General features: G+C 58.6%; 20 protein-coding genes. 10 read left to right on the forward strand and 10 right to left on the reverse strand.

What is annotated here, in order from left to right; translation table 11 throughout:
* The first annotated feature begins 80 nt into the window (after positions 1-80).
* Complete coding sequence (locus tag JAO77_RS12655) at positions 81-1289, forward strand: ATP-binding protein (protein ID WP_198990733.1); 1209 nt, start codon at positions 81-83, stop codon at positions 1287-1289.
* 72 nt (positions 1290-1361) lie between these two features.
* Here the strand turns inward: JAO77_RS12655 and rfbA are convergent, their stop codons facing one another.
* From rfbA to JAO77_RS12685, 6 genes are all read right to left on the reverse strand, one after another.
* Positions 1362-2240 carry a glucose-1-phosphate thymidylyltransferase RfbA gene (gene rfbA, locus JAO77_RS12660; protein ID WP_198990734.1) on the reverse strand — a complete coding sequence of 293 codons (879 nt, stop codon included), beginning with the start codon at positions 2238-2240 and terminating at the stop codon, positions 1362-1364.
* A 71-nt stretch (positions 2241-2311) separates the two neighbouring features.
* Positions 2312-3319: an SDR family oxidoreductase gene (locus JAO77_RS12665; RefSeq protein ID WP_198990735.1), complete on the reverse strand. Its 1008-nt coding sequence runs from the start codon at positions 3317-3319 to the stop codon at positions 2312-2314.
* A gap of 19 nt (positions 3320-3338) precedes the next feature.
* Positions 3339-4397: a dTDP-glucose 4,6-dehydratase gene (gene rfbB, locus JAO77_RS12670; RefSeq protein WP_198990736.1), complete on the reverse strand. Its 1059-nt coding sequence runs from the start codon at positions 4395-4397 to the stop codon at positions 3339-3341.
* A gap of 123 nt (positions 4398-4520) precedes the next feature.
* A complete protein-coding gene (galE, locus tag JAO77_RS12675) occupies positions 4521-5540 on the reverse strand; it encodes a UDP-glucose 4-epimerase GalE (protein WP_198990737.1) in 1020 nt (339 codons plus the stop codon).
* Positions 5541-5636: 96 nt separating this feature from the next.
* Positions 5637-6938, reverse strand: coding sequence for a nucleotide sugar dehydrogenase (locus JAO77_RS12680; RefSeq protein WP_370550192.1), 1302 nt, complete (start codon positions 6936-6938; stop codon positions 5637-5639).
* A gap of 31 nt (positions 6939-6969) precedes the next feature.
* Positions 6970-7599 (reverse strand): acyltransferase, encoded by a 630-nt coding sequence (locus tag JAO77_RS12685; RefSeq protein ID WP_370550193.1) that lies wholly within the window; start codon positions 7597-7599, stop codon positions 6970-6972.
* A gap of 192 nt (positions 7600-7791) precedes the next feature.
* On the opposite strand from JAO77_RS12685, the gene JAO77_RS12690 reads away from it, so the two are divergent.
* The 3 genes from JAO77_RS12690 (at position 7792) to JAO77_RS12700 (ending at position 10971) form a co-directional block, all read left to right on the forward strand.
* Entirely contained in the window at positions 7792-8331 is a 540-nt protein-coding gene (locus JAO77_RS12690) for a hypothetical protein (protein ID WP_198990740.1), read from the forward strand.
* A 101-nt stretch (positions 8332-8432) separates the two neighbouring features.
* Positions 8433-9890 (forward strand): hypothetical protein, encoded by a 1458-nt coding sequence (locus tag JAO77_RS12695; RefSeq protein ID WP_198990741.1) that lies wholly within the window; start codon positions 8433-8435, stop codon positions 9888-9890.
* Positions 9891-10434: 544 nt separating this feature from the next.
* Positions 10435-10971: a 3-hydroxyanthranilate 3,4-dioxygenase gene (locus JAO77_RS12700; protein WP_198990742.1), complete on the forward strand. Its 537-nt coding sequence runs from the start codon at positions 10435-10437 to the stop codon at positions 10969-10971.
* A 23-nt stretch (positions 10972-10994) separates the two neighbouring features.
* Here the strand turns inward: JAO77_RS12700 and JAO77_RS12705 are convergent, their stop codons facing one another.
* On the reverse strand, positions 10995-12725 hold the full coding sequence (locus JAO77_RS12705) for a serine hydrolase domain-containing protein (protein WP_213019385.1): 1731 nt from the start codon (positions 12723-12725) through the stop codon (positions 10995-10997).
* Positions 12726-13222: 497 nt separating this feature from the next.
* Between JAO77_RS12705 and JAO77_RS12710 the strand changes: the two genes are divergently transcribed.
* From JAO77_RS12710 to JAO77_RS12725, 4 genes are all read left to right on the forward strand, one after another.
* Positions 13223-15349: a type 1 glutamine amidotransferase family protein gene (locus JAO77_RS12710; RefSeq protein ID WP_198990744.1), complete on the forward strand. Its 2127-nt coding sequence runs from the start codon at positions 13223-13225 to the stop codon at positions 15347-15349.
* A 152-nt stretch (positions 15350-15501) separates the two neighbouring features.
* A complete protein-coding gene (gene pafA / locus JAO77_RS12715) occupies positions 15502-17202 on the forward strand; it encodes an alkaline phosphatase PafA (protein WP_198990745.1) in 1701 nt (566 codons plus the stop codon).
* Positions 17203-17355: 153 nt separating this feature from the next.
* Positions 17356-17910 carry an inorganic diphosphatase gene (locus JAO77_RS12720; protein ID WP_144846364.1) on the forward strand — a complete coding sequence of 185 codons (555 nt, stop codon included), beginning with the start codon at positions 17356-17358 and terminating at the stop codon, positions 17908-17910.
* A gap of 87 nt (positions 17911-17997) precedes the next feature.
* A complete protein-coding gene (locus tag JAO77_RS12725) occupies positions 17998-18852 on the forward strand; it encodes a UbiA prenyltransferase family protein (RefSeq protein ID WP_198990746.1) in 855 nt (284 codons plus the stop codon).
* An 86-nt stretch (positions 18853-18938) separates the two neighbouring features.
* Here JAO77_RS12725 and JAO77_RS12730 read toward each other — a convergent pair whose 3' ends face one another.
* The 3 genes from JAO77_RS12730 to JAO77_RS12740 form a co-directional block, all read right to left on the reverse strand.
* Positions 18939-19637 carry a hypothetical protein gene (locus JAO77_RS12730; RefSeq protein ID WP_198990747.1) on the reverse strand — a complete coding sequence of 233 codons (699 nt, stop codon included), beginning with the start codon at positions 19635-19637 and terminating at the stop codon, positions 18939-18941.
* 1 nt (position 19638) lies between these two features.
* The gene (locus JAO77_RS12735) at positions 19639-20934 is read right to left on the reverse strand and encodes an LVIVD repeat-containing protein (protein WP_198990748.1); all 1296 of its coding nucleotides are present in this window, start codon (positions 20932-20934) and stop codon (positions 19639-19641) included.
* Positions 20935-21123: 189 nt separating this feature from the next.
* Positions 21124-22674: an NAD(P)H-hydrate dehydratase gene (locus tag JAO77_RS12740; protein ID WP_198990749.1), complete on the reverse strand. Its 1551-nt coding sequence runs from the start codon at positions 22672-22674 to the stop codon at positions 21124-21126.
* Positions 22675-22795: 121 nt separating this feature from the next.
* Here JAO77_RS12740 and JAO77_RS12745 point away from each other — a divergent pair, with 121 nt between their 5' ends.
* Together JAO77_RS12745 and JAO77_RS12750 are read left to right on the forward strand one after the other, a co-directional pair.
* Positions 22796-23974, forward strand: a complete 1179-nt coding sequence (locus JAO77_RS12745; RefSeq protein ID WP_198990750.1) for a hypothetical protein — start codon at positions 22796-22798, stop codon at positions 23972-23974.
* A 24-nt stretch (positions 23975-23998) separates the two neighbouring features.
* Entirely contained in the window at positions 23999-24538 is a 540-nt protein-coding gene (locus JAO77_RS12750) for an RBBP9/YdeN family alpha/beta hydrolase (RefSeq protein WP_198990751.1), read from the forward strand.
* The last annotated feature ends 14 nt before the right edge of the window (positions 24539-24552 follow it).

The following is a 24552-nucleotide window of genomic DNA, read 5'->3' on the forward strand; positions in this document are numbered from 1 at the left end:
CCTTAACTTGGAATAGTTCTAAATAGTGGAGGAGGTGCGCAGCCGTCTAAACTTTGTCCTACCCCGACCTTTGTGGCTGTATGCTGATTCCTCTTTACGACCAGAAATCCCGAATTAAGCTGATAGTGCTTGTGCTGGCACTGCTCATTGGAGCAGCTACGATGCTGTACACAAATGCGTTGGTGCAAAAGCTGTCGGAGCAGGAGCAGCATCAGATAGACCTCTATGCCAAAACACTGCGCTACATGATTAGCACAGAGGAAACATATAGCCTACCTTTTTTACAGGACCAAATAATTGACGCCAACACAACCATCCCCGTAATCCTGACCGACGGAGAAAATATTATCGATACGCGCAATCTAGGGCTGGGAAAAAATATTACGATGCCCGATTCGCTGCGGCAGATAAAGCAGATATTGCTCGCAATGCAACAGCGGCATCCGCCCATTCGCATAGATCTGACAGGTAATACCCGTAATTATATTTTCTACCAAGATTCGGCCTCGCTTCGTCAGTTGCGTACCTATCCTAGGGTGCAGCTAGCGGTCATTGCCTCGCTGGCTATGCTGGCCTACCTCAGCTTTAGCTACTCGCGTCGGGCCGAGCAAAACCGCGTGTGGGTAGGCCTAGCTAAAGAAACCGCGCACCAGTTGGGTACGCCGCTAAGCAGCCTGGTAGGGTGGCAGAGCTACCTGCGCGAGTCGGAGCGCTTCCGCGACGAGCCCATAGTGGAAGAGCTGGGCAAGGACATCAAGCGCTTGGAAATCATTACGGAGCGCTTCAGTAATATCGGCTCGGTGCCGGTGCTCAAGGCCGAAAACCTATACCTGACCACGCGCAACGCCATTGCTTACCTAGAGTCCCGAGTGTCGCGCAAGGTGAAATTTAGCATCGAAACCGACCTGCCGCTCGATACGCCGGCCTGCCTCAACGTGCCGCTGTTCGACTGGGTGGTCGAGAATATCTGCAAGAATGCGGTAGACGCTATGGATGGCCGAGGTAGCATTACGCTGCGCCTGCGCCGCGTGCGCCCCCGCCGCCGCTGGTGGACGCGGCGCCCGTCGCCCCCACAGGTCGCCATCGACATCACCGATACTGGCAAAGGCATTCCTAAAAACAAGTTGGAAAGCGTGTTCTTGCCCGGCTACACCACCAAAAAGCGCGGTTGGGGATTAGGCTTGGCGCTAGCCCGCCGCATCATCGAGAATTACCACCAGGGGCGCCTTTTCGTGAAGTGGAGCGAGGTGGGCAAGGGAACAACCTTTCGGCTGGTGCTTAATCAATAATAAAATCAAGGTAATGCTAGCAATACCTACTCGGTATTACTAGCATTACCCTGATTTTATTACTACCTACAGCTACTCCCCGATAACGAGTTGCTCGGGCAGGTGTAGTAGGTAGTCGCCGTAGCCGCTCTTGCGTAGCGGTTCGGCAATTTTGCGTAGTTGGTCGGCATCAATAAAGCCTTGGCGGTAAGCGGCTTCTTCGATAGAGCCAACTTTCAGGCCTTGGCGTTGCTCTAGCACGCGCACAAACTCGCCGGCCTGCATCAGGCTCTCGAAGGTACCAGTGTCGAGCCACGCCGTGCCCCGGCCCAGAATGCCTACTTTGAGCTTGCCCCGGCGTAGGTACTCACGGTTTACGTCCGTGATTTCGTACTCGCCGCGCGGGCTAGGCTCTAGGTTCTTGGCGATTTCTACCACATCGTTGTCGTAGAAATACAAGCCTGGCACGGCGTAGTTGCTCTTGGGGTGGGCCGGCTTCTCCTCAATACTGAGTGCCACCTTGTCATCATCAAACTCCACCACGCCGTAGCGCTCTGGGTCATGCACGTGGTAGGCATACACGACGCCGCCGTCGGGGTCGTTGTTAGCTTTCAGCAACGCCTCTAGGCCTTCCCCATGGAAGATGTTATCGCCCAGCACCAGCGCCACCTTATCATCGCCGATAAAGTCAGCGCCCAGCACAAAGGCCTGCGCCAGGCCGTTGGGCAATTCCTGCACCACGTACTGGAAGTTGCACCCTAGGCTCTGGCCGTCGCCCAGCAGCTTCTTAAACTGCGCCTGGTCGTGAGGCGTGGTGATGATAAGGATATCCCGAATGCCCGCCATCATGAGCAGCGATAGCGGGTAGTACACCATCGGCTTGTCGTAAACCGGCATGAGCTGCTTAGACACGGCCAGCGTGAGGGGGTGCAAGCGGGTGCCGGAGCCGCCGGCGAGGATGATGCCTTTCATTTGAGTAAAGTAGTCGAGTAAGTTTAAATAATCTCTTTGCTTGAATAAATAGATTCGTAGCGCCCTAAGTCTTAGTTGCGCTCTTTGATAAATTCCTGATTGGCCCCAAACCAGCTTAGGGTCTGCTTCAAGCCTTCGCGGATGCGCACCTGCGGGGCATACCCTAGGCGGGTTTCGGCCTTGCTGATGTCGGCCAGCGAGTCGCGAATGTCACCAGCGCGGTTGGGCCCAAACTTGGGCTCCAGCGTCGAGCCAGCTTCTTCTCGCAATATGTCGTACATCTGCACCAGCGAAGTGCGGTCGCCCACAGCGATGTTATACACTTGATTTACTGCCTCGGGGTTGTCCGTAAGGGCTGCCCTAATATTGGCTTGCACGCAGTTCTCCACGAAGGTGAAATCGCGGGTTTGTCCGCCGTCACCGTTGAGCGTGGGCGGGTTCTCCTGCAAGATGGCGTCGATAAACAGTGGAATTACCGCCGCATAAGCTCCACCTGGGTCCTGGCGCGGGCCAAAGATGTTGAAATAGCGCAGGCCAATAATCTCCATGCCGTAGGTGCGGGCAAAGACATCAGCATACAGCTCATTGGCGTACTTCGTAACGGCGTAGGGCGAAAGCGGCTTGCCAATGCGGTCTTCTACTTTAGGTAAACCAGGGTGGTCGCCATAGGTCGAACTGCTAGCCGCGTACACGAAGCGCTTGATACCCGCTTCCTTGGCCGCGTACAGCATTTTTACGAAGCCACCCACATTTACCTCGTCCGTCGTCACAGGGTCATTAATGGAGCGTGGCACCGACCCTAGGGCCGCCTGGTGTAGCACTACATCGATGCCCTCGCAGGCGCGAGCACAGGCGTCGCGGTCGCGAATGTCACCTTCCTGCACCTCTAGGGCGGGGTTGTCCCCGAATAGGCGTAGGTTTTTGCGGAAACCGTTGGAGAAATTGTCCAGCACCCGCACCTTCTTGGCGCCGTACTTGAGCAAGTACTCAACTAGGTTAGACCCAATAAAGCCCGCGCCACCCGTTACGAGAAATGACGTATCGCCGAGCGGTTGGTTATGGAAAGGAAAATCGTACACGTTGTTGAAATTAAGCGCGCTAGCGGTCAGCGTATTGCTTCTGGTTGTAGTCCTGGTAGGCGCCGCTGGTCACGTGGTCAAGCCACTCCTGGTTGGCCAGGTACCAATCCACGGTCTGGCTCAGGCCCTGCTCGAAGGTGACGCTGGGCTTCCAACCGAGCTCGTTCATGATTTTAGACGAGTCGATGGCGTAGCGCATGTCGTGGCCGGCGCGGTCGGTTACAAACTTGATAAGCTTGCGCGAAGTGCCGGCTTCCTGGCCCGTTTTCTCATCTACCACATCGCACAGCAGCTGAATGAGCTTCAGGTTTTGCCACTCGTTTACGCCGCCGATGTTGTAGGTATCGCCCAGCTTGCCTTGGTGGAAAACCGCGTCGATGGCCGTAGCGTGGTCTTTTACAAATAGCCAGTCGCGCACGTTCTCGCCCTTACCATACACGGGCACCGGCTGGCCGGTGCGCAGGCGGTGGATGGCCAGCGGAATAAGCTTCTCGGGGAAGTGGTTGGGGCCGTAGTTGTTCGAGCAGTTGCTCAGCTTCACGGGCAGGCCGTAGGTGTGGTGCCAGGCGCGCACAAAGTGGTCGCTCGAGGCCTTAGAAGCCGAATAAGGCGAGCGCGGGTCATAGCTGGTTTCCTCCGTAAACATCTCGGGGCCAAAATCCAGCGAGCCATACACCTCATCGGTGCTTACGTGGTAAAACGTGTGCCCGTCGTAGCCACCGGGCTGCCACAGATTTTTGGCCGCACTCAGCAGGTACACGGTACCTAGGACGTTGGTGCGTACAAAGGCCAGCGGGTCGGTGATACTGCGGTCAACGTGGCTTTCGGCCGCGAGGTGAATCACGGCGTCAGGCTCCTCCTTGGCAAACAGCTCATTCACGAAGGCCTGGTCGGCAATATCGCCTTTGATGAAGCGGTAGTTGGGGGCGTTCTCAATATCGCGCAGATTCTCCAGGTTGCCAGCGTAGGTGAGGGCATCCAGGTTGAGAATTTGGTACTCGGGATACTTTGTGACGAACAGCCGCACTACGTGCGAGCCAATGAAACCAGCCCCGCCGGTAATAAGAATCTTTTTCATATTAAAAAACGGCTGTCATGCAGAGCGTAGCGAAGCATCTCGCATGGCCCACTAACTTCTACTAGTTGGATATTACTGCGCCACACGAGATGCTTCGCTGCGCTCTGCATGGCATTAAATAGCTTAAGCGAGCGTTTGCTGCCATTTCCAGGCGCTGGCCAGGGCATCAAAGAGCGACGTTTCGGTTTTGAACCCTAAGACCTCAGCGGCCTTGGTAGCATCAGCATAGATGGCGGGCACGTCGCCGGCGCGGCGCGGACCAATGGCGTAGTTGAGCTTCTGGCCGCTGGCTTTTTCGAAGGTTTGCACCACTTCGAGTACCGTGTTGCCATGACCAGTACCTACGTTAAAGGTTTCGACCACCTCGCTGGCCTTATGGTCGAGCAGACGCTGTACGGCCACTACGTGCGCCTTGGCTAGGTCTACGACATAGATATAGTCGCGTACGTTGGTGCCATCGGGCGTGTCGTAGTCGTTGCCGAAGATGGTCAGCTTCTCGCGCAGGCCGGCAGCCGTTTGCGTAATGAAGGGCACTAAGTTGTTGGGCACTCCTAGGGGCAACTCGCCAATCCTGGCCGAGGGGTGTGCGCCGATAGGGTTGAAGTAGCGTAGTAGAATGGTACGCAGCTTGTTGTCCGCAGCCCCTGCTACGTCGTGCACAATGTCTTCGCACATTTGCTTGGTGCGGCCGTATGGCGAGGAAGCGGGCTTGGTGGGCGTCGCCTCGGTCACAGGCAACTGGTCGGGTACCCCATACACGGTGCACGATGACGAGAACACCAGGTTCTCAACGCCAAACTCATTCATTACTTCTATCAGCGTCAGCAGTGAGCCCACGTTGTTTTGGAAGTAGGCCAGCGGCTTCTGCAACGATTCGCCTACTGCTTTAAATGCAGCAAAATGAATCACACCCTGCACGTTGCCTTCTTTCTTAAATACCTCACGCAGGGCGTCAGCATTGCCGCAGTCGACGTGGTAGCACGGCACCTCTCGGCCCAGAATATCGCGTAGCCCGGCCAGTACCGATTCTTTCGAATTGCTGAAGTCGTCGACAATGATGGGCTCATAGCCCGCCTGCGCCAGCTCTACCACGGCGTGGGAGCCAATGTAGCCGGCCCCGCCGGTAACCAGAATCTTGGTCATAATGGTTAATTGTTAGTTGTTAATGGTTAATGGTTAATGTATATAGGCTGATGCTCGGAGGCATTAACCATTAACAGCTAACCATTAACCATTAAATTATAAGCTCCAGTAGTGCAGCTCGTGCATGGGCTGGGCGCGGTACAAGCCTTTGATATCGACCAGCACGGCATTATCGGCCGTGATGGACTGAAAGTAAGCCTCGTTTTTCTCTAGGTAGGGCTTGTGGCTCACGGCCACGATAACAGCGTCGTAGTCAGTGCGCACCTTATCAGGAGCCGTGAGGCGGAAGCCGTACTCATGGTGTAGCTCGTCGGAGCTGGCGTGCGGGTCCACGATGTCCACATTAACCGAGAAGTTTTTAAGCTCCTGAATAACGTCGGCCACCTTCGAGTTGCGAATGTCTTCCACATTTTCTTTGAACGTGGCGCCCATTACCAGCACGCGGCTTTTGGCCACGTCCTTGCCGCGCTTAATCATCATCTGCACCGTTTTGCGGGCGATGTAGGCACCCATATTGTCGTTGGTAGTGCGCCCGCTCAGAATGACTTTGGCATCGTAGCCCAGCTCTTTAGCCTTGTAGGTCAAGTAGTAGGGGTCCACGCCGATGCAGTGGCCGCCCACTAGGCCGGGGCTGAACTTGAGGAAGTTCCACTTGGTGCCGGCCGCTTCGAGCACCTCGTAGGTATTGATGCTCATGCGGTCAAAAATCATCGAGAGCTCGTTCATCAGCGCGATGTTCACATCGCGCTGGGTATTCTCGATAATCTTAGCGGCCTCGGCCACCCGGATGCTGCTAGCGCGGTGCACGCCAGCATCTACCACCAGCTCGTAAACCTTAGCAATAATGTCTAGGCTTTCAGCATCGCCGCCACTCACCACCTTCACGATGCGGCGCAGCGTGTGCTCCTTATCGCCGGGGTTGATGCGCTCGGGCGAGTAGCCCACTTTGAAGTCGCCATTGGCAAAGCTCAGGCCCGATAGCCGCTCCATTACCGGAATGCAGTCTTCCTCGGTGCAGCCTGGGTACACGGTGCTCTCAAACACCACGTAGTCACCTTTCTTTAACACCTTGCCTACCGAGGTGGAGGCACCTAGGAGCGGCTTGAGGTCGGGCTGGGCGTGCTCGTCGATGGGCGTGGGCACGGCCACGATGAAGAAGCGGGCCTCGCGCAGCACATCGAGCGAGTCGGTGAACGCGATGTCGCAGCCTTCAAAAGCTGCACTATCCAGCTCGCCGCTCGGGTCTTGGTGGTTGCGCATCATCTCCACGCGGCCAGCATTGATGTCGAAGCCAATAACCGAGAGTTGCTTGGCAAATTCGAGCGCGATAGGCAGGCCCACGTAGCCGAGGCCGATAACAGCCAACTTGGCTTCTTTGCGGAGGAGTTCGTCGTACACGTCTATTGAGTTAGAAGTTATAAATGTTGAGTTAAGGATTGGTGCTATGCATGATAAAACTTTCATCCATAGGTATCACCACTGTTTGGTCGGTGCTCAGCTGGTACTGCTCACCGCTTTCGGGGCAGGTAGCAAGACCGGCTGCATCAAACGCCAGGCGGTGTCCATAGGTGCTTACCCAGCCGTGCTGTCTGGCGGGCGTGCCATATACTAGGGCAAAGGCAGGTACATCCTGCGTGACCACGCTGCCCGCTCCTACAAAGGCGTAGCGCCCAAGGTGCACGCCGCACACTAGTGTGGCATTAGCCCCAATACTGACTCCGCGCTCGAGGTAGGTGGGTAAGTAGTAGTCTGCACCACGCCGCGGCACGGCGCTACGCGGGTTCTTGACATTGGTGAACACTACCGACGGACCTATGAATACGTCGTCTTCGCACACCACGCCGCTGTAGAGGCTCACATTGTTTTGCACCTTCACGTTGCGGCCCAGGGTCACGCCATCGGCCACAAACACGTTTTGGCCCAACGAGCAGTTTTCGCCCAACACGGCGTCCGCCGCCAGGTGGCAAAAGTGCCAGATGCGGCTGCCCGCCCCTACGCGGCAGCCGGCATCGAGCACGGCGCTGGAATGGGCATAGAACTCGGCAGCAGATTCGGCCACGGGGCAAAAACGAGGGTTGGCACTCGCAAAGGTAACAGCCCGAAGGGGGTTGCGAAGCAAGACCATACCTAAGACGCTCCACGGTATATTTCATGCTTGGGGCGGCCCCTAGAGTAGGGGTGGGGCGGTCACGGGCTGGGTAGCACCGACTCCTATCTTTGCCGGTACTAAAAACTTACTCCGTATCGCTATATGAAAAATACTACCCTGCTACTTGGCTTAGCGCTGCTGGGGGCATGCTCCTCCAATAATAAGGAGGTCAAAACTACGGATGGAGCTACGGTTGTGACCTTTAACGATTTTGAAGCGGGCGGCGGATGGCTTCCAGACCCCACTCTGTTAGCCAAAGGGCAGGCGCACTCGGGGCAGTACGCAATGATAGTAAACAAAGACCACGAGTTTAGTCTCACCTTTAATAGCACGCTAGGTAGGCTCAGTCCGCGCAAGTTTAAAAAGCTGCGCCTGGAGGCGTGGGCGTACATGCCCGATGCAAACGCTACGGGCAACCTAGGGATTCAGCTAATGGATGCCAGCGACCAGAAGCAGCTATACGGCGATGGCATCAGCTTTCGCACAACTATCAAGGAATATGGCGAGTGGGTGCCGATTAGTAAGGAGTTCGTGTTGCCTGACACCATTACGGCCAACCAGCACCTGCGCATGTTTTTGTGGCGTGCCGACGCCCAAAGCGACGTGCTAGTTGATGATGTAAAACTGAGTATTGTTGAGTAGTCGTTTTGACAATCGGTAGCGGAGCTGCCTACGTAGGCAACCGTCTGAGCAAGCCTGTGCGCTAAGTCGCCCGAGCTATCTTCATCTTTCTTGCTTCCTCGATGAACAAGCGGTTTCTCACCGGCGTGTTGCTGGTTTTCGTGCTGACCGATTTGGTTTTTACCTACTGGCAAAACTATCTATTGCCCCTCGATGGCGACATGGTAGCCGTCACCTTTCCGTCCCCGTTTTACAGCCAGGTGCTAAAAGACCCCTTTGGCTGGGAAGTACTTACCAAAAACGCCATCTACGCGGCACCTAATCGCTTTTTCGCCCACGCGTCGGTGTATTACTATTGGCGGCACGTGCCACTGCTTCTGCATGCCGTGCTTGACCCTATTAGCAGCCTCTACGCTGCCAGCGCGCTATTCACAGTGGCTATGCAGGCGGCTTTTCTGGGCTTGCTGGCGCAGTATATTCGTCGGGCGAGCGGCGAGCCGCGGGGCTGGCTGGGGCTGGCCGCAGCAGCGGCACTACTGGTGCCGCTGTTTCAGCGGCACGGCTACTACCAGCAGTTGGGGGTGCATGACTTATCTATCACCTACACCTTCTTTTATGCAATGCCGCTGGTGCTGGTGCTGGTGTTGCTGTGGCCATTTTTTCGAGCCGCATGCCAGCGGCAACCGCTACGGCTGTCGTGGGCATCGCAGTTTGCCCTAGTAGGACTCATGGTGGTTATTGGATTTCATGGCGTCATTGCTACGGCTGCCCTAGCCGTAGTGCTGGGCTGCATCGGTTTGTATTGGGGCTGGTGCAAAATGAGAGCTTGGCGTTATCCCCAGCAGGCCCAGGTAGCTAACCAATGGTTGTCAGGCCAGGCTATTGGGTTGCTGGCAATGCTGGCACTTATTTGCTTGTACTCTATATACATCGGGCGCAATAATATAGAGAACTCGCACGACCACACCCTAGGTGAGCTGTTTCGATTATTGCCCACCGGCGTATACCAATATTTCATCGCGCAGCCAGCGCTGCCGCTATTAACCGGGCTGCTGCTGCTGAATGCGCAGTTGTTGCGCCGGCTGCCCGAGGGCACGCCTGGCCGGCAGCGTGTGCTGCAGCTACTACGCTGGGTGAGCGTGTACACCATTCTTTATTTGCTGCTCCTGCCCTTCGGGGGGTACCGGTCCTATCGCCCGTATTTGCTGCGCAATGACTCTATTTCGCCCATTTTGATAGGATTGTTCTTTGCCTATGGGGTATCAAGCTACTTGCTGCTATTTCGGCTGCGTGGGCGCAAGCATACGCTGTACCTAGTAGTCATTTGCCTATTCAGTGCGCTGCTGACGGGCGCCGATGCCCGGCTCAAGCTAGTAGATAACAACAACGACTGCCAGCGCTGGGCCCTCGACCAACTGGCGCGTGCCACTGAGCCTGTAGCCCAGTTATCAACCTACTGCAATGTGCTGACGTGGCTGCCATTTTATGAGTATCACCAGTCTGAGATACACGCACAAATGCTGAAATATTGGGGCGTAACACCCAAAGAACAGCTGTTTTATCAGAAGGCGGATAAGTAAGCAATGCGGCGGCGCATAAAGCTGTGCTGGCACTTCTAGAGTATAGCTAATGCGCTTCTGTTAGGCAAGCATAGCGGCACGGGCCAGTCGCGATAGTCTTTACTTGGTAGAGTTATTTATAGCTTAATGCCAAATATTCCAGGTGAAAATGTCAAACTGGCACCAACACTAGTAGCATGACCAGGTAGATTATACTTGTTAGAGTCGTATGCTAAGTCAGCGTCCTGCTCAATGGCATAGTCGCTGGTGGCCTCGCGGGTACCAATATGAAGCGTAGCACCTTTGCCTTAACTAACGGTGTGGAGCAGCAGGCACAGTTCAGGGTAACGTAAGAAGAAGGTATTAGGGAAAGGCGGCTGGAGTGGCGGAGGAAACGGTTATTCTTGCGGAGCGGAATGGCGAAGCAAGCCTTCCTTTACGTGCTGCAAACGTATGTAGCCGCTTGTGGCGCCGCCAGAAATAGGTGACTTAGTTTTTCTGCAAAGCATAGTTACCCACTTTCTCGCGGCCTCCTCCTCACTTTCTATTCGTAATTCTATATTCTATGGTTTCGCGTCCCTTCAACTTTCAAAAGTGGGTTGCCGAGCACCGGCACTTACTGAAGCCGCCGGTGGGCAACCAGCAGGTTTTTAAAGACAATAAAGACTTTATCGTGATGGTGGTGGGCGGCCCTAACGCCCGCAAAGACTACCACGTGGATGAAGGCGAGGAGTTGTTTTGGCAACTTGAGGGCGAGATGACAGTCAAAATCATCGAGGATGGCAAGCCTGTGGATATTGTCATCGGGCCCGGCGATATGTTTTTACTGCCGCCCGGCGTACCGCACTCGCCCCGCCGCCCGGCCGGCACCGTGGGCCTAGTGCTGGAGCGCTACCGCACGGCCGGTGAGCTCGACGGCTTTCAGTGGTACTGCGAAAACTGCGGCAATAAGCTCTACGAGGAGTACGCCGAGATTACCGACATTGTGGCCCAGCTGCCGCCCATCATGGACCGCTTTTGGGCCAATGACGACCTGCGCACCTGCAAGGTGTGTGGCACCTATATGGAAGCGCCCGCCAAGCCAGTACCTGAACCAGCCTAATGCTAGGCTTTTTCGCTTGCCAATCAATGCCTTGTAAACGGCCAAGTGCTCTTGTGGCTGGATTCTGGGAGCTGTTGCCTAGTAGTGGCACGCTCGCTGGGCAAGTCGCCTTGCGCCACAAGCTGCCCCTGCGGGCGGGCCGCTTTAGAAAATAAGCCGGCCAGAACACTACCTAGGCGCCGCGGGGAGCGGGCGGGCTTGGGGGCAAGCGCGAGCGCTTGCTGAGCGCTGCTGACGGGGCCTAGTACCACGGCCGGGCTGCCCTCGAGGGTGTATACGGGGTGGTGGCCAGTGGTGGCATCTTGGCGATACTCTACCACGCTAGCGTAATAGGTGCGCTGCGGGTCGAGGGGGGGCAGCCAGGTGCTGGTGCCCCGCTCGATAGCCACTACACGCGTGCCATCGGCCAGGGTACTGGCTACGTGGTAGGCGGTGCCATCGGTGGGGAAGGCCGTGCTGGGGCCATCGGCTTTGAGCAGCACCAGCCGGTGGGTGCCCGACCCCGGCGCCCAGGTGAGCTGGGTGGGGCTAGCCGACCGCTGGCCGACTTGCACGGCGCGGGCGGCTAGCGCGGGCGCAAATAGGTCGTGCGTGGGCCAGCTTTTTACGGCTGCCCGCCACTTGCCGCCCAGCGCAGTCAGCTCTTGCCAGAACTGGCTTGAGTTGTTGTTGATATTAAGCAAAATGGCCCAGGTATAGCCCTCCGCGGTGCGCATCATGAGGCTGGCTGTGCCGTCGAGGCAACCGGTGTGCCACTGGGTGCCGCCGTTCACCATCCAGCCCTTGGCGTAGTAGCTATTCGCGGCCGAAGGCTGCGCCATGCTGCGCAAGCTGGCTGCCGACAGAAGGCCGGGCCGCGAGCCGGAGCCGCTGGTAGCCAGCAGCAGCCGCACCAGGTCGCGGGCCGAAAATAGCCAGCCACCGTGCGCATTCATAGCCTCCAGCTGGTAGCCGCCATAGGCGGCGGGCACCTGCTGCGCGGGGTCGTAGCACGAGGGCAGGCAGTAGGCGCTTTGGTAAGCGCTTTCGCGTTCGTGGCGGGCGGCAAGCAGGTTACGGCCTAGGTGGGCTTCGAGTACACCGCTGGGCTGCAGCACGTGCTGGCGCACCCAGGCTTCGTAGGGCTGGTGCGTCACGGCCTCCAGCACTTTGCCCAGTACGAGGTAGCCGGTATTAGAGTAGGCAAAGCGCGTTCCGGGCTCAAAGTTGAGGCCCTGGCGCAGCATGTAGCGAATGAGGGTCGAATCACCCACGGGGTTGGCGACGCCCATCACAGTAGCTACGTGCGTCGGAAACTCGACGGGGTCGCAAGTGCCGTAGCCATCGCAGCCAACGCTGCGGTCCCAGCCGGCCGTGTGCTCCAGCAGCTGTTGCACCGTGATGCGGTAGAGGCGCTCATCCCGGATTTCCTGGGTGTATGCGGGGGGGGCTAGGTAGCCCTGCGGGCCAAATACGGGGTGCGAGAGGTCGATTTTACCTTCCTCTACCAGCTTCATGATGGCCAGCGCCGTGACAGTTTTGGAGAGGCTGGCCACCCGCAGCAGGTGGTAGGGCTGCATGGGCAAGGTGCGCGCCACATCGGCATAGCCAAACCCGCGTTCATACACCAGCCTGCCATCCTTAGCCAGCGCCACGGAGGCCCCAAGCACTTTCCAGCGCTGCATAAATTGCTGCATGGTGGCATCGCAAGGAGCCAAGGCAGGTACTGCTACGCCGGTCTGGGCAAAGCTGCGCAGGCCTAGCAATACCAGCAAGAAGGTAAAAAGTAGTTTCAACTGAAAATCTGCTAGACCAATTCCTGATTTAGTTACAGTAACTGCACAGTTTGGCATTGGCAAATTTATTGTATTTAATCGGGTGTTGAAATGCAGGTTTAATGAATATTATTTAATTTTTCTAAGAAATATAAGTGGGTGCTATATATGATAAATTTTAATGTGCTGCTCATTTATCATGTCAACAGGGTTTTGCTTGTTCTAGTCATTCTATTCGAGATAACCGAGTAATGTACTTTGGGCAACTGTAAGAGTATGCCGATTTTAACATTAATTGTATTATCTAGCTATTTTTGTTCAGGTAGTACTCATCCGGTAGCTCAAGCACAGCAGGCTTCAGCAGCACATCGTGCGCTTACCTTGCCGGCCCTAGGTTACTGCTGCTAGCTATTTGTCGAGCAAGCGGGTTGACGCTAATTTTTAAAGCAATGAGCAGCTGGACGTTTCGTAGAAAAATTAGTCAGGTGTTATGGTGCGTGGGTGGGCTGCTTGGGCAGCCAGCCGCGGCGCAGGTGGCAGGCAAGGCTGAAACCACTTCGTTTCAAATAGACCAGCCGTGGAGCGCTGCCGTGGATGTGCGGTCCGATATTGTGATGCTCTATGGTATTGGCGACGACTTCCAGACCCGGGCGGCTTCGTGGCTAGGCAAGGGCTACAATGTGCAGTTTATGACGGGCATTGCCTGGGGCAATTACCAGCCCTACTTCGAGGGGAAGTTTGATGGCCGGCCGCACCCGGAAGATATTCAGCTAGAGCGCAATGGCACTCGCATTATGCACGGCCCCACGGTGCCCTATGTGGTGCCCTCGCAGCACTACCTCGACTACATGAAAACCCAGGTCAAGCGGGCCATTGACTTTGGGGTGACGGCCATCTACCTGGAAGAGCCCGAGTTTTGGGCACGTGGCGGCTACAGCGAAACGTTTAAGAAGGAGTGGCAGGACTACTACCACTTTCCCTGGATGCCGCAGCATGAGTCGCCGGAGGCCACGTACCTGTCCTCAAAGCTCAAGTACCAGCTGTACTTCAGAGCTTTAAAAGAACTATTTTCATATATTAAGACGTGCAGCGAAAGCAAGGGCCAGCGGGTAAAGTGCTTTGTACCCACGCACTCGCTACTCAATTACTCGGCTTGGGAAATCGTAAGCCCCGAAGCCAGCCTAGCCGCGCTGCCAGGCATGGATGGGTACATTGCTCAGGTCTGGACCGGCACCGCCCGGGTGCCCAACTACTTCAACGGCGTGAAGAAGGAGCGGGTGTTTGAAAACGCCTTCTTAGAGTACAGCTCGGTGCTGTCAATGACGGCGCCCACCAAGAAGACGGTCTACTTCCTGACCGACCCCATAGAAGATGGCGTGCGGAGCTGGGATGATTACAAGAAGAACTACGAGGCCACCTTCACGGCCGAGCTCATGTTTCCGACCGTCAACCACTTTGAGGTGATGCCGTGGCCCAATCGCATCTACCTAGGTAAGTTTCCGGTCGAGGGTAAGGCAGAGCCGCAGCCCATTGCGCCGGCCTACGCCACCCAGATGCAGGTGATGATTAACGCCCTGAACACCATGCCGAAGGCCGCCAGCCAGGTCAGCGGCAGCAAGGGTGTGGCAGTGTTGCTCGGCAATTCGATGATGTTTCAGCGCTTCCCGACCCACCAGGGGTACGAGGACCCGCAGCTTTCCAATTTCTATGGCCTAGCGCTACCGCTCTTCAAGCGGGGCGTGCCCGTAGACCTAGTGCACATGGAGAACCTAGGGTACCCCGAGGCCCTGGCGCAAACCAAAGTGTTGCTCGTGTCCTACGCTAACATGAAGCCGACCTCTGCGCTGGTGCACGAAAAGCTGGCGGCCTGGGTAAAAGCTGGCGGCGTGCTAGTGTATTATGGCAAGGATGCGGACCCGTTTCAGCAGGTGAAAGAGTGGTGGAACACTGGCGGCCTGCACTACGCTACGCCGCTGGCGCATTTGCTTCAACTGATGCAGCTGCCCGCTAGCCAGCAGGATGCGGCCTACGCTTACGGCAAAGGCAAGGTGTACATCACCAAAACCGACCCTAAGGAACTGGTTTTGCAGCCGCAGGCCGACCAGCCATTCATCAAGCAGGTTCAGCAGGCGTATGAGCGAGATGCCCGCGCAGGCAAGCTGCTATTTAAGAACTCATACCGACTCGACCGCGGCCCTTACACCCTGGCCGCGGTGCTAGACGAGAACGAGGACCAGCAGCCACTAGTCATTCAAGGACCTCTGCTGGACCTGTACGACCCCGAGCTGCCCGTGCTACAGTCTAAGTCGGTGGCGCCCAATAAGCAGGCATTCTTATACCGGCTGCCCGCGCCCACCGAGCGCAAGCTGCCCAAGGTGCTAGCCGCCGCTTGCCGAGTCTACGATTTCAACGCGCAGCCTACCAGCGTGTCGTTTGCTACCAAAAGTCCCGCTAACACCAACAACGTAATGCGCCTCTTGCTACCCAGCAAGCCAGGTAAAGTAGCCGTAACGCGCAGCGGCACAGCTGAGCCTGCCACGCACGCCTGGGATGCACAAACTAATACGCTACTTCTGAAATTCCGCAATTATTCCGAGGGCGTGGACGTGAAAATCAATTTGTGATTGTATCGCTGAGTCAGCGGGCATTGCACGGCTAGGTTAGCCCGCTAACCACCCTAGGTCACTATGCAGTCATAAACCTACCGTAATGCAGTGCCGTGCAGCCAAAATGGGTGGCCCGGTATCTTTGCCCACCGGTTCTTACGGTTTACTGCATGAAAAAAATACTGTTGTTGTCGATGCTCGCGCTGCCGGCGCTGGCCCAGAAGAAGGGCGCGGCCCTCGAGCGCCCCAAGCTGGTAGTGGGAATTGTGGTTGACCAGATGCGCTACGACTACCTCTACCGCTACTGGAATAAGTTTGGTAAGGATGGCTTCAAACGCCTCCTAGGTGAGGGCTTTAGCTACGAGAGCTGCCACTACAACTACGTGCCCACCTACACCGGGCCGGGCCACGCTAGCGTGTACACGGGCACCACGCCCGCCAACCACGGCATCGTGGGCAACAACTGGTACGAGCGCGAAGTCGGCAAGGGCACCTATGTCACCGACGATAAGACGGTGCAGGCTGTGGGCGGTTCGGCCGCCGCGGGCCAGATGTCGCCCGCGCACATGCTTACCACCACCATTACCGACGAGCTGCGCCTGGCCACCAACTTCCAGAGTAAGGTAATCGGGCTGAGCATGAAAGACCGGGGCAGCATCTTGCCCGCCGGCCACGCCGCCAACGCCGCCTACTGGTACGATGGTGCCAACGGCGCCTTCATGAGCAGTACCTTCTATACTAAGGAGCTGCCGGCCTGGGTGCAGAAGTTTAACGCCGCGGGCCACGCTGCCGAGTACCTCAGCAAGCCCTGGACCACACTGCTGCCCATTGCCGAGTATACTGAAAGCACGGCCGACGACGTGGCCTGGGAATCGGCCTACAAGGGCGAGGCCAAGCCCGTATTTCCGCACGACCTGCCAGTGCTGAGCGGCGCCACGCCTACAACAGTGGCTGCCACCATGAGCGCGGCTGGCGAAAAGCCCGCCAAGGCCACTTCCCAAAACCTCGACCTCGTTCGCTCCACGCCGTTCGGCAACTCGCTCACGGCCGACTTTGCCCTCGAAGCCTTGCGCGCCGAGCAAATGGGCCTAGGTGCCCAAACCGACTTCCTGGCCGTGAGCTTCAGCAGCACCGACTATGTGGGCCACCAGTTTGGCACTACCGCCATCGAAACTGAGGACACTTATTTGCGCCTCGACCGCGACTTGGCCCGTTTGCTGGCTGGCGTCGAGAAGCAAGTAGGCAAGGGCAATGCGCTGGTATTCCTCACCGCCGACCACGCCGCCGACCAGGCGCCTGGCTTCTTGCAAGCCCACCGGCTGCCGGGCGGCGGTGTGGGCCCAGCCATCGTGCGCGATACCGTGCAGCGCGTACTGGCCCGCCAGCACGGCCCCGGCCAGTGGGTGCTGAGCTACGAAAACCAACAGATATATCTCAATCGTCCGCTCATTGCCCAGAAAAAGCTGAACCTAAGCCAGGTGCAGGAAGAAGTGGCCGACATATTGCGAGCGCAGCCGCACATTACGGAGGCCATCACGGCCCACGACCTGCTGCACGGCAGCTGGAACGAGGGCCTGGGTTATTTCCAGCAAAATGGGTTCTACGCCTCGCGCTCGGGCGATGTGCTGGCCGTGCTGGCCCCCGGCTGGCTCGAAGCATACGGCTATCCCGTGGTGAAGGGCACCACTCACGGTGCCTCGTGGGCCTACGATACGCACGTGCCACTGCTGTTCTGGGGCTGGCATGTGCGCCACGGCGAGTCAGCAAAGAATGTTAAAATTGTAGACATTGCCCCCACGGTAGCCCGCTACCTGCACATTCAGGAGCCCAGCGGCTGCACCGGCGTGCCACTGACGGAGGTAATGAAGTAACCTAATCTTATTTGCTAAGCAGGAAAAAGCTAGTTGCTGCTGAAATAGATAGCCGTAGCGCTAGCTTTTTTCGACCTAGGGCTGCATCCATCGCATCTTTGTCGCGTAATTGCCAGCCCATTTCCCCTTCTTTCACCCCTCCCCCCATTCAACGTGGCCCATTTTAACCCCTGGCACGACGTATCGCGCGGCGATAACCTGCCCGAAACCGTGACCGGCATTATTGAAATTCCGAAAGGCAGCAAAGGCAAATACGAGCTCGACAAGGACAGCGGTCTGCTAAAGCTCGACCGCGTGCTGTTCTCGGCCGTGCACTACCCCGCCGCCTACGGCTTCATTCCGCGCACGTATTGCGACGACAAAGACCCGCTCGACATCCTGGTGCTATGCTCGGTTGATATTCCGCACATGTGCGTAGTAGAGGCCAAAGTAATCGGCGTGATGCAGATGCTTGACCAAGACGAGGAAGACGATAAAATCATTGCAGTGGCCGCCCACGACGTGAGCGTGAACCACTACAACGAGCTTGCCGACCTGCCGCCCTACATGATGCTCGAAATGCAGCGCTTCTTCGAAGACTACAAAGCTCTCGAAAAGAAGCACGTAGAAGTAAAGCAGTTCCTAGGTCGCGAAGATGCCTACCGCATCATCAACGAGAGCGTGAAGCTGTACGAAGAAACCTTTGGCGCCGAGCACCAGCAGGCGTAAGCCTTGCCATGCTCCGCTTGAACGTCAGGCCGCCCGGGTTTTCCGGGCGGCCTGACGTTCTTTTGTTAGGTTCGTTTGATTGCTCTCATGTCGCCCCGTCGCGCTCTTCCTCTGCGCCTGCTCGATGCCCTGCTCTACAGCAGCGTGTGGCTGGCCGCCGCCGCCGCCGCTCAAACGGCAGGGGTGCTGCACGAGCTACCGGGTGGCTTCGTAGGAGCTGGGTGGCAGGCAGTGGCCCTGGTGTTTGCCGTCACGCTGCTCACTTATAACCTCGATGCTGCCCTGCCCTTCAAGCACCGGCAGCCGGTGGGCACCTCGGGGCGCAAGGCCTGGCAGCACCGCCACCGCTGGGGTCTAGCCACGCTGGCCGGCCTGGCGGCCCTAGGTGGCGCTTGGCTGCTGCTGGTAGGGGGCTGGCTGCACTACCTGCCGCTGCTGCTGCCGCTGGCCGCGCTGGCCCTGGGCTACTCGCTGCCGCTGCTGCCCTGGCGCGGCCGCTGGCGGGCCGTGCGCGAAATACCATTGCTCAAGGTGTTCCTGATTGGCGGCGTGTGGGCGGCCGTGACGGTGGGCTTGCCCGCGCTGGCGCTGCACCGGCCGCTGGCCCCCCTGGCGCTCCTGCTAGCACAGCGGTTTTGTCTGGTGTCGGGGCTAGCCATTGTGTTTGATATTCGTGACTTTAGTCGCGACCGGCTTACTAATCTGCGCACCATGCCCGTGGTGCTGGGCCTGGGCGGCGCCAAAACCGTGGCGCTGGTGCTGCTCAGTATTTCGGTGGCCCTCGGCTTGTGGCGGGGCTCGCCGCTGCTGGTAGTGCTGCTGCCTGCGGCCTTGGCCGCCTGGGTTATCGCCGTATCGCGCGATACGCGGAGCGACTATTTCTTTGCCCTCATCGCCGATGGAGTGCTGCTGGTGCAGGCCGCGGCCGTGTTCCTGCTGTAGGAAGGAGGGCATGTCATTGCCCGGCAGTAAATAGGCCACCTAGGGCCTGGTGCCGGCACCAGGCCCTAGGTGGCCTATTGGGGAAGCTATAGTACTATGCCCAGCTTAAAGCCCGCCGGAAAGTAAATGCCTTGGTGCGCATAGTCAGAAGGCCCACTGCGAAACTGGCTTTCATCGAGCGCTGACCAAAAGTGACTTTTGCGGACGCCTACGCCGGCGTACACATCGAGCAGGGCCCAGCTTGCTAGTGCTAGCTGGTAGCCAGCTTGGGCGGCTACGCCGTAGCGCAGCACCGTTTCGCGGTAGCGCAGCGGGCCGTATACTAGGTAGGGTAGGCCGCCCGGTCCGGTTTCCTCGTGCCACTGGTCGCCTTGCGAAAAGTGAAGCCGGAAGAACTGCACTTGTGGGCTATAACCCAAATACAAGCCCGTGGCGAAAGACTGGCCAGCCCTAGGGGCCGCCAGATAAAAGCGGTGCTGCCCCTGCAGGCCCGCGCCCCGCACCAGGTCGTTGTAACGGCGGCGGTTGGGGTCGGGGGCTGCGTCGGGACGGCCGGTGGGCCCCCAGTATAGCTGCGGGCCCACCGTGAGCGTTTGGGTGGGGTGGCCGGGCCGGGCGTGCTCGGCCTCAAGCCAAAACCCACTTAGCACCAAGTGCTGAGGTGTGGCTTTGAGGACCCAGCCGCTAGGCGCTTGGCCGTGGGCTCGCCCGCCCAGCAGCCCTAGGGCCAGGCAGCCCAGCCAGCAGGCACCCGCTGGCTGGCTTAATAAGGAAAACGCTGGCATGCTACAGTGTAGGCGAAACCGGGAGCATACTCACCTGCTGCAAGCTGGTGCTACCAACCCGGTACTGGTAGAGGCCACCCGGCCCGATGGCCAGCAGGTAGTCGCCATTCGGAATAACGTCGGTGATATTAGTCGTGAAGTGCTGGAGCTGCGTGAGGGCCGGGGCCTTACTGGCATCAAAGGTTTTGAGGCCGTCGTCGCACACGTAGAGGCGGTTGTTTTCAATACCTAGGCCACCCGGGTTGGTCAGCGGGTAGGTAGCGGCCAGGGTAGGCCGGCTAAGGTTCGTTAGGTCGATGACTTCGAGTGCGTTGGTAATGCCCCCGCCGCAGGTGCGGCCCGTGCGCAGGGTCACGTAGGCGTAGCGGCCGTCTACCACCACCGGGTCGCAGCTAATCAGGTGCTGGTAGAAGCTCACCCGCTGCGGGTTGGTGGGCGTGGCTACATCGTAGATGTACATGCCCGACTGCGTACCTAGGAATAGGTAGTGGTCCTGCGGAAAAATTGTTTCAATGCCAAACCCGACGTTTACCTGCTTGCTCGCCACTGGTGCAGCCGGGTTTTGCAGGTCAAACAAGCGTAGGCTATTGTCGTCTACGGTGTAAAGAGTCTGGCCCAGAATAGCAAAGCGAGCCAGCGAGCCGCCTTTGCCCGTGGTGGCACCCGGGGCCGCGCTAGAAGCATTGGACAGCGTATTGCTGTAAAACATCGGGCCCCAGTTCCGATAGGTCACCCGGTAGGGAATTACTTCGCTGGCAGTCAGCTTATGCCAGCCCACTACCACGGCATCGGCGGGGCGCTTGCCGACTTGATAGGCTTCTTCCAGCGGGCCCATCTCGGGCATGGGCAACTCGCGGAAAGCGTTGCGCACGCGTCCCGTAGGCTTGGCATTGGCCGGGTCGCTGATGTCGATGGTAACCAGGTCGGGGCCGTTGTCGGCATACAGCAGGTTGCCCCGCACGGCCAGGTCCACGTTGCCCGGAATGCGCAGGAAGCTCACCGGCTTAGGGCTGGCCGGGTCGCGGTTGTCGATAACGTGGATACCCTCGTATTTCTCATTCACAAATACATAGGCGCCGCGCAAGTAAATCTTGCCAGTATTGTGCAGCGGCTGGGGCGCTACAGTGGCCACCGAGCTTTCGAGCGTGCTGCGCGTCAGCAGCAGGGGCCGGTAGGCAGCATACACCAGGTAAGAAACGGTGTTTTCGGGCTCCGGGTCTTGGCGGGTGCAGGCTAGCAGGGTAAGCAGCCCCAGCAGCAGGGCCCAGCTCGATGGGCGAGGTAGTAGTCGGTTCATGTGGCAGTCAGGCTAAAGGAAAATGACAAAGTAGCCCCACCCAAAAGCGGGGCACTCAATAGAGCCCGTATGACTGCCAAGAGGTTGCAATCCTAAAGTATTTATTTACTTATATGCTGTCAGCCGCTTGCTTGCAGTAGCCATGCAGCTTGGGCTGCGAACTCCAAACTACATGTCTATCCTCACAACTCAGCCTTCCAACTCCCGCAATGCGGGCCCGATGTGCTGCACTAAGTCGCCCGCTATCAATCCAGCTTCGCCAGTGTGGGCAGCGGCCAAGTCGCCGGCGCGCCCGTGAGCTAGCACAGCCAGGCGCGTGGCCAGCAATGGGTTGAGGCGCTGGTCGGCGCGCAGGGCCAAGAGTAGACCCGTGAGCACGTCGCCGCTGCCGCCGGTGCCCATGCCGGGGTTGCCGGTGCCGTTGAAGTACACCTGCCCATCGGGTGCAGCCGTGGCAGTGTAGGCACCCTTCAATACCACAATGCAGCGGTGGCGCCGGGCAAAATCGCGCAGCAGGTCGAGGCGGTGGTAGTCGTCCTGGGTCTTCTCGGTGAGGCGCGCAAACTCGCCTAGGTGGGGCGTGAGCACCGTGTTTTCGGGCAGCAGGTCGAGCAGCTCGCGGTGGGTACCTAGGAGATTAAGCGCGTCGGCGTCGATGACGAGCGGCACTTTGGCTTCGCGCAGCAGCTTTTCGAGCACAACGCGGCTGGCGTCGTCCTGCCCCAGGCCGGGGCCGATGGCAATGGCCTGGTACGGCTTCAGGTCGGGCAACTCGCTGATGAAATCGGCCTGCGGGTCGGGCAGGCACATGGCCTCGGGCCGCGTAGTCTGGATGATGTCGTAGCCGCAGCCAGGCACGGCCACCGTTAGCAGGCCCACGCCGCCGCGCAGGCAGGCTCCGGCGCTGAGCACCGCCGCGCCCACCTTGCCCCGGCTGCCCGCCAGTAGCAGGGCGTGGCCGAAGGTATTTTTATAGGCGAACTTATTGCGCCTAGGTAGTTGCAGCTCGGGCTGCGGCACGGCGTGCGGGGCAGCCCAGCCATCGGGCAGTGGCTTAGAATACTGCGTAAAGTGCCAGGGCGTATCGGCGTGGTCGATGTACTGCTGGCTCAGGCGAATGTCTTCGAGGTGCCACTCGCCCACGTACTCGGCATTCTGCGGCAGCAAGAAAGCCAGCTTGGGCAAGCCAAAACTGACGGTGTGCATGGCGCGCACCACGGGCGCTTCCGGGTCGGGCTGGGGGGCGTCGGCCAGCAGCCCGCTGGGTAGGTCGATGGCTACCACCCGGGCGTGGCTGGCATTGAGGTGCCGCACTACGTTGGCGGGCAGCCCGGTGAGGGGGCGCGTAAGGCCGGTACCAAATAGCGCGTCAATGACCAGAGTAGTGGGCTGAATGTCGGGCAGTGCATCGGCGGCCAACTCCTGCACTGGAATGACCTTGGGCAGCACGTGGTGGTTGTGCTGGTAGTCGTCGGAGTACTTCTCGGCGGGTAGCAGGGCCAGGCGCACGGCGTAGCCGGCGTAGTAGAGCAGGCGGGCCAGCGCAAGGCCATCGCCGCCGTTGTTGCCGGGGCCGCACAGCAGCAGCACATCGGTGGCCGTGTGTGGGTCGTAGTGCCCGAGCAGCCACTCGGCCACGGCGGTGGCAGCGCGCTCCATGAGCTCGGTCGAGGTGGTGCGCTGCTCGCGGATGGTGGCTTGGTCAAGCTCGCGGATTTGGGCGGCGGTGAGGAGTTTCATGGGATAAGGCAAGGTAAGGCAGCCACGTGGGGCGGTAGTAATAAGCGGATACTATACCGGTGTGTTGTAGTATTGGGAGAATTTTATATTCAAGGCTTTAGCTTTTAGCCACCTAGCTGCTATGGAAAAACTTGTCCTTGTGGCCCTGCTGCTGGCTGGCGCCTCGGCCCACGCCCAGCAGGCCGCCTCACCGTATGTGTTTGCCGACGACATTGCGGCTACCCTGCGCACCCAGCCCGACCAAAATCAGCAAGCCGCCTGGCAATACTCTCGCATCGGGCGCTACCAAGCGGCACTAGTGGCGCACGAAAAAGGCGTAGTGCCCACCCCGCGCCCCTTGCCCCACGCCGATAGTCTAGCCTTTGCTGCCTACCGCCCTACCAATGCCAAAGCCTACATTCTGAAGCGGGCCCAGCACGAGCGCATCCTTATTATCAATGAGGCTCACCATGTGCCGCGCCATCGGGCGTTCACGGCCTCGCTACTACCCGAGCTGGCGGCGCAGGGCTATCACTACCTAGCCGTAGAGGATTTGCTAGAGGACGACTCGCTGAACTGGGCCGCTCGCCGCTACCCCGTGCAGGCCACTGGCAGCTACGTAGGTGAGCCTAACTTTGGCAACTTGCTGCGTACCGCCCAGCGTCAAGGCTACCAACTACGCTGCTACAACTACGGCTTTAGCCGCGAGGGCGACTGGGTGGCCCGCATTCGAGCCCGCGAAATGGCTCAGGCTCGCAATATTCAGCATATTCTGCTAGCCGACCCTAAAGCCAAAATAGTAGTGCACTGCGGCTACAGCCACGCTAGCGAGCAGCCTGACCCCGAAGATCAAACGCGTTGGCTGGCCAGCTACCTGCGCGAGTACACAGGCATCGACCCGTTTACCGTAGACCAAACCTCTCTCAGTGAGGGAGCTGGTAACCCTTATTACCAGCCGCAGCCCATGCGCGAGAGCGCGGTGTTGCTCGATGCGCGGGGCCGGCCCTTCAGTACCGCCGACAAGTATATGAGCGTCGATGCATATGTGTACCACCCGCCGGCTGCCTACATACAGGGCCGACCCACTTGGTTATTTACTGCCAAGCGCCAGCCGGTAGCGGTTGCCAGCCGTGTGCAGGTGCCCTATCCCTGCCAGGTGCTGGCCTACGTAGCCGGCGAGCCCGCCGAAGCCGTGCCGGTCGATATAATCGAGCTAGCTACCAAAGCGGATGCCACGGCCTTGGCCCTAGCCCCCGGCCGCTACCGCGTGGTAGTACGCAGCCGCAGCGGGCAGGTGCAAGAATTTGAACTGAAGCGCTAAGTAGTAGGCGTTCTACCTTCGGCCATGCAAAGTTCCACTCGCTTTTTCATTGTGCCCGGCCTGGGTAATTCGGGCCCCAGCCACTGGCAAACGCTTTTTGAGCGTCAATACCCCGATTTCACTCGCGTTCAGCAGCGCAGCTGGGATGCCCCCGACCGCGCCGAGTGGGTCGCAACGCTAGAGCAAGCCCTAGCGGGCGAAGACCTCAACCAAGTCGTGCTCATTGCTCACAGTCTGGGCTGCGCAACGGTGGCGCACTGGGCCAACACCTACGGCCACCGCATCAAGGGCGCGCTACTAGTGGCTCCGGTTGATGTAGAAACTGACGCCTTCGCTACCCTTGCCCCTACCGGCTTTGCGCCTCTACCGTTGCTGCGGCTGCCTTTTCTGAGCAAAGTAGTGACGAGCACCACCGACCCCTGGGTGAGCGCAGCCCGCGCCGGGCAGTTTGCCGAGGCCTGGGGCAGCGAGTTGGTCGTAATTGGCGACGCTGGCCACATCAACGTATCCAGCGGCCACGGCGACTGGCCCGAAGGCCTAGCGCTGCTGCGCGATTGGGCCTAACGGCTCAGCTTGAA

Source organism: Hymenobacter sp. BT559 (genome assembly GCF_016427535.1).
GTDB lineage: Bacteria > Bacteroidota > Bacteroidia > Cytophagales > Hymenobacteraceae > Hymenobacter.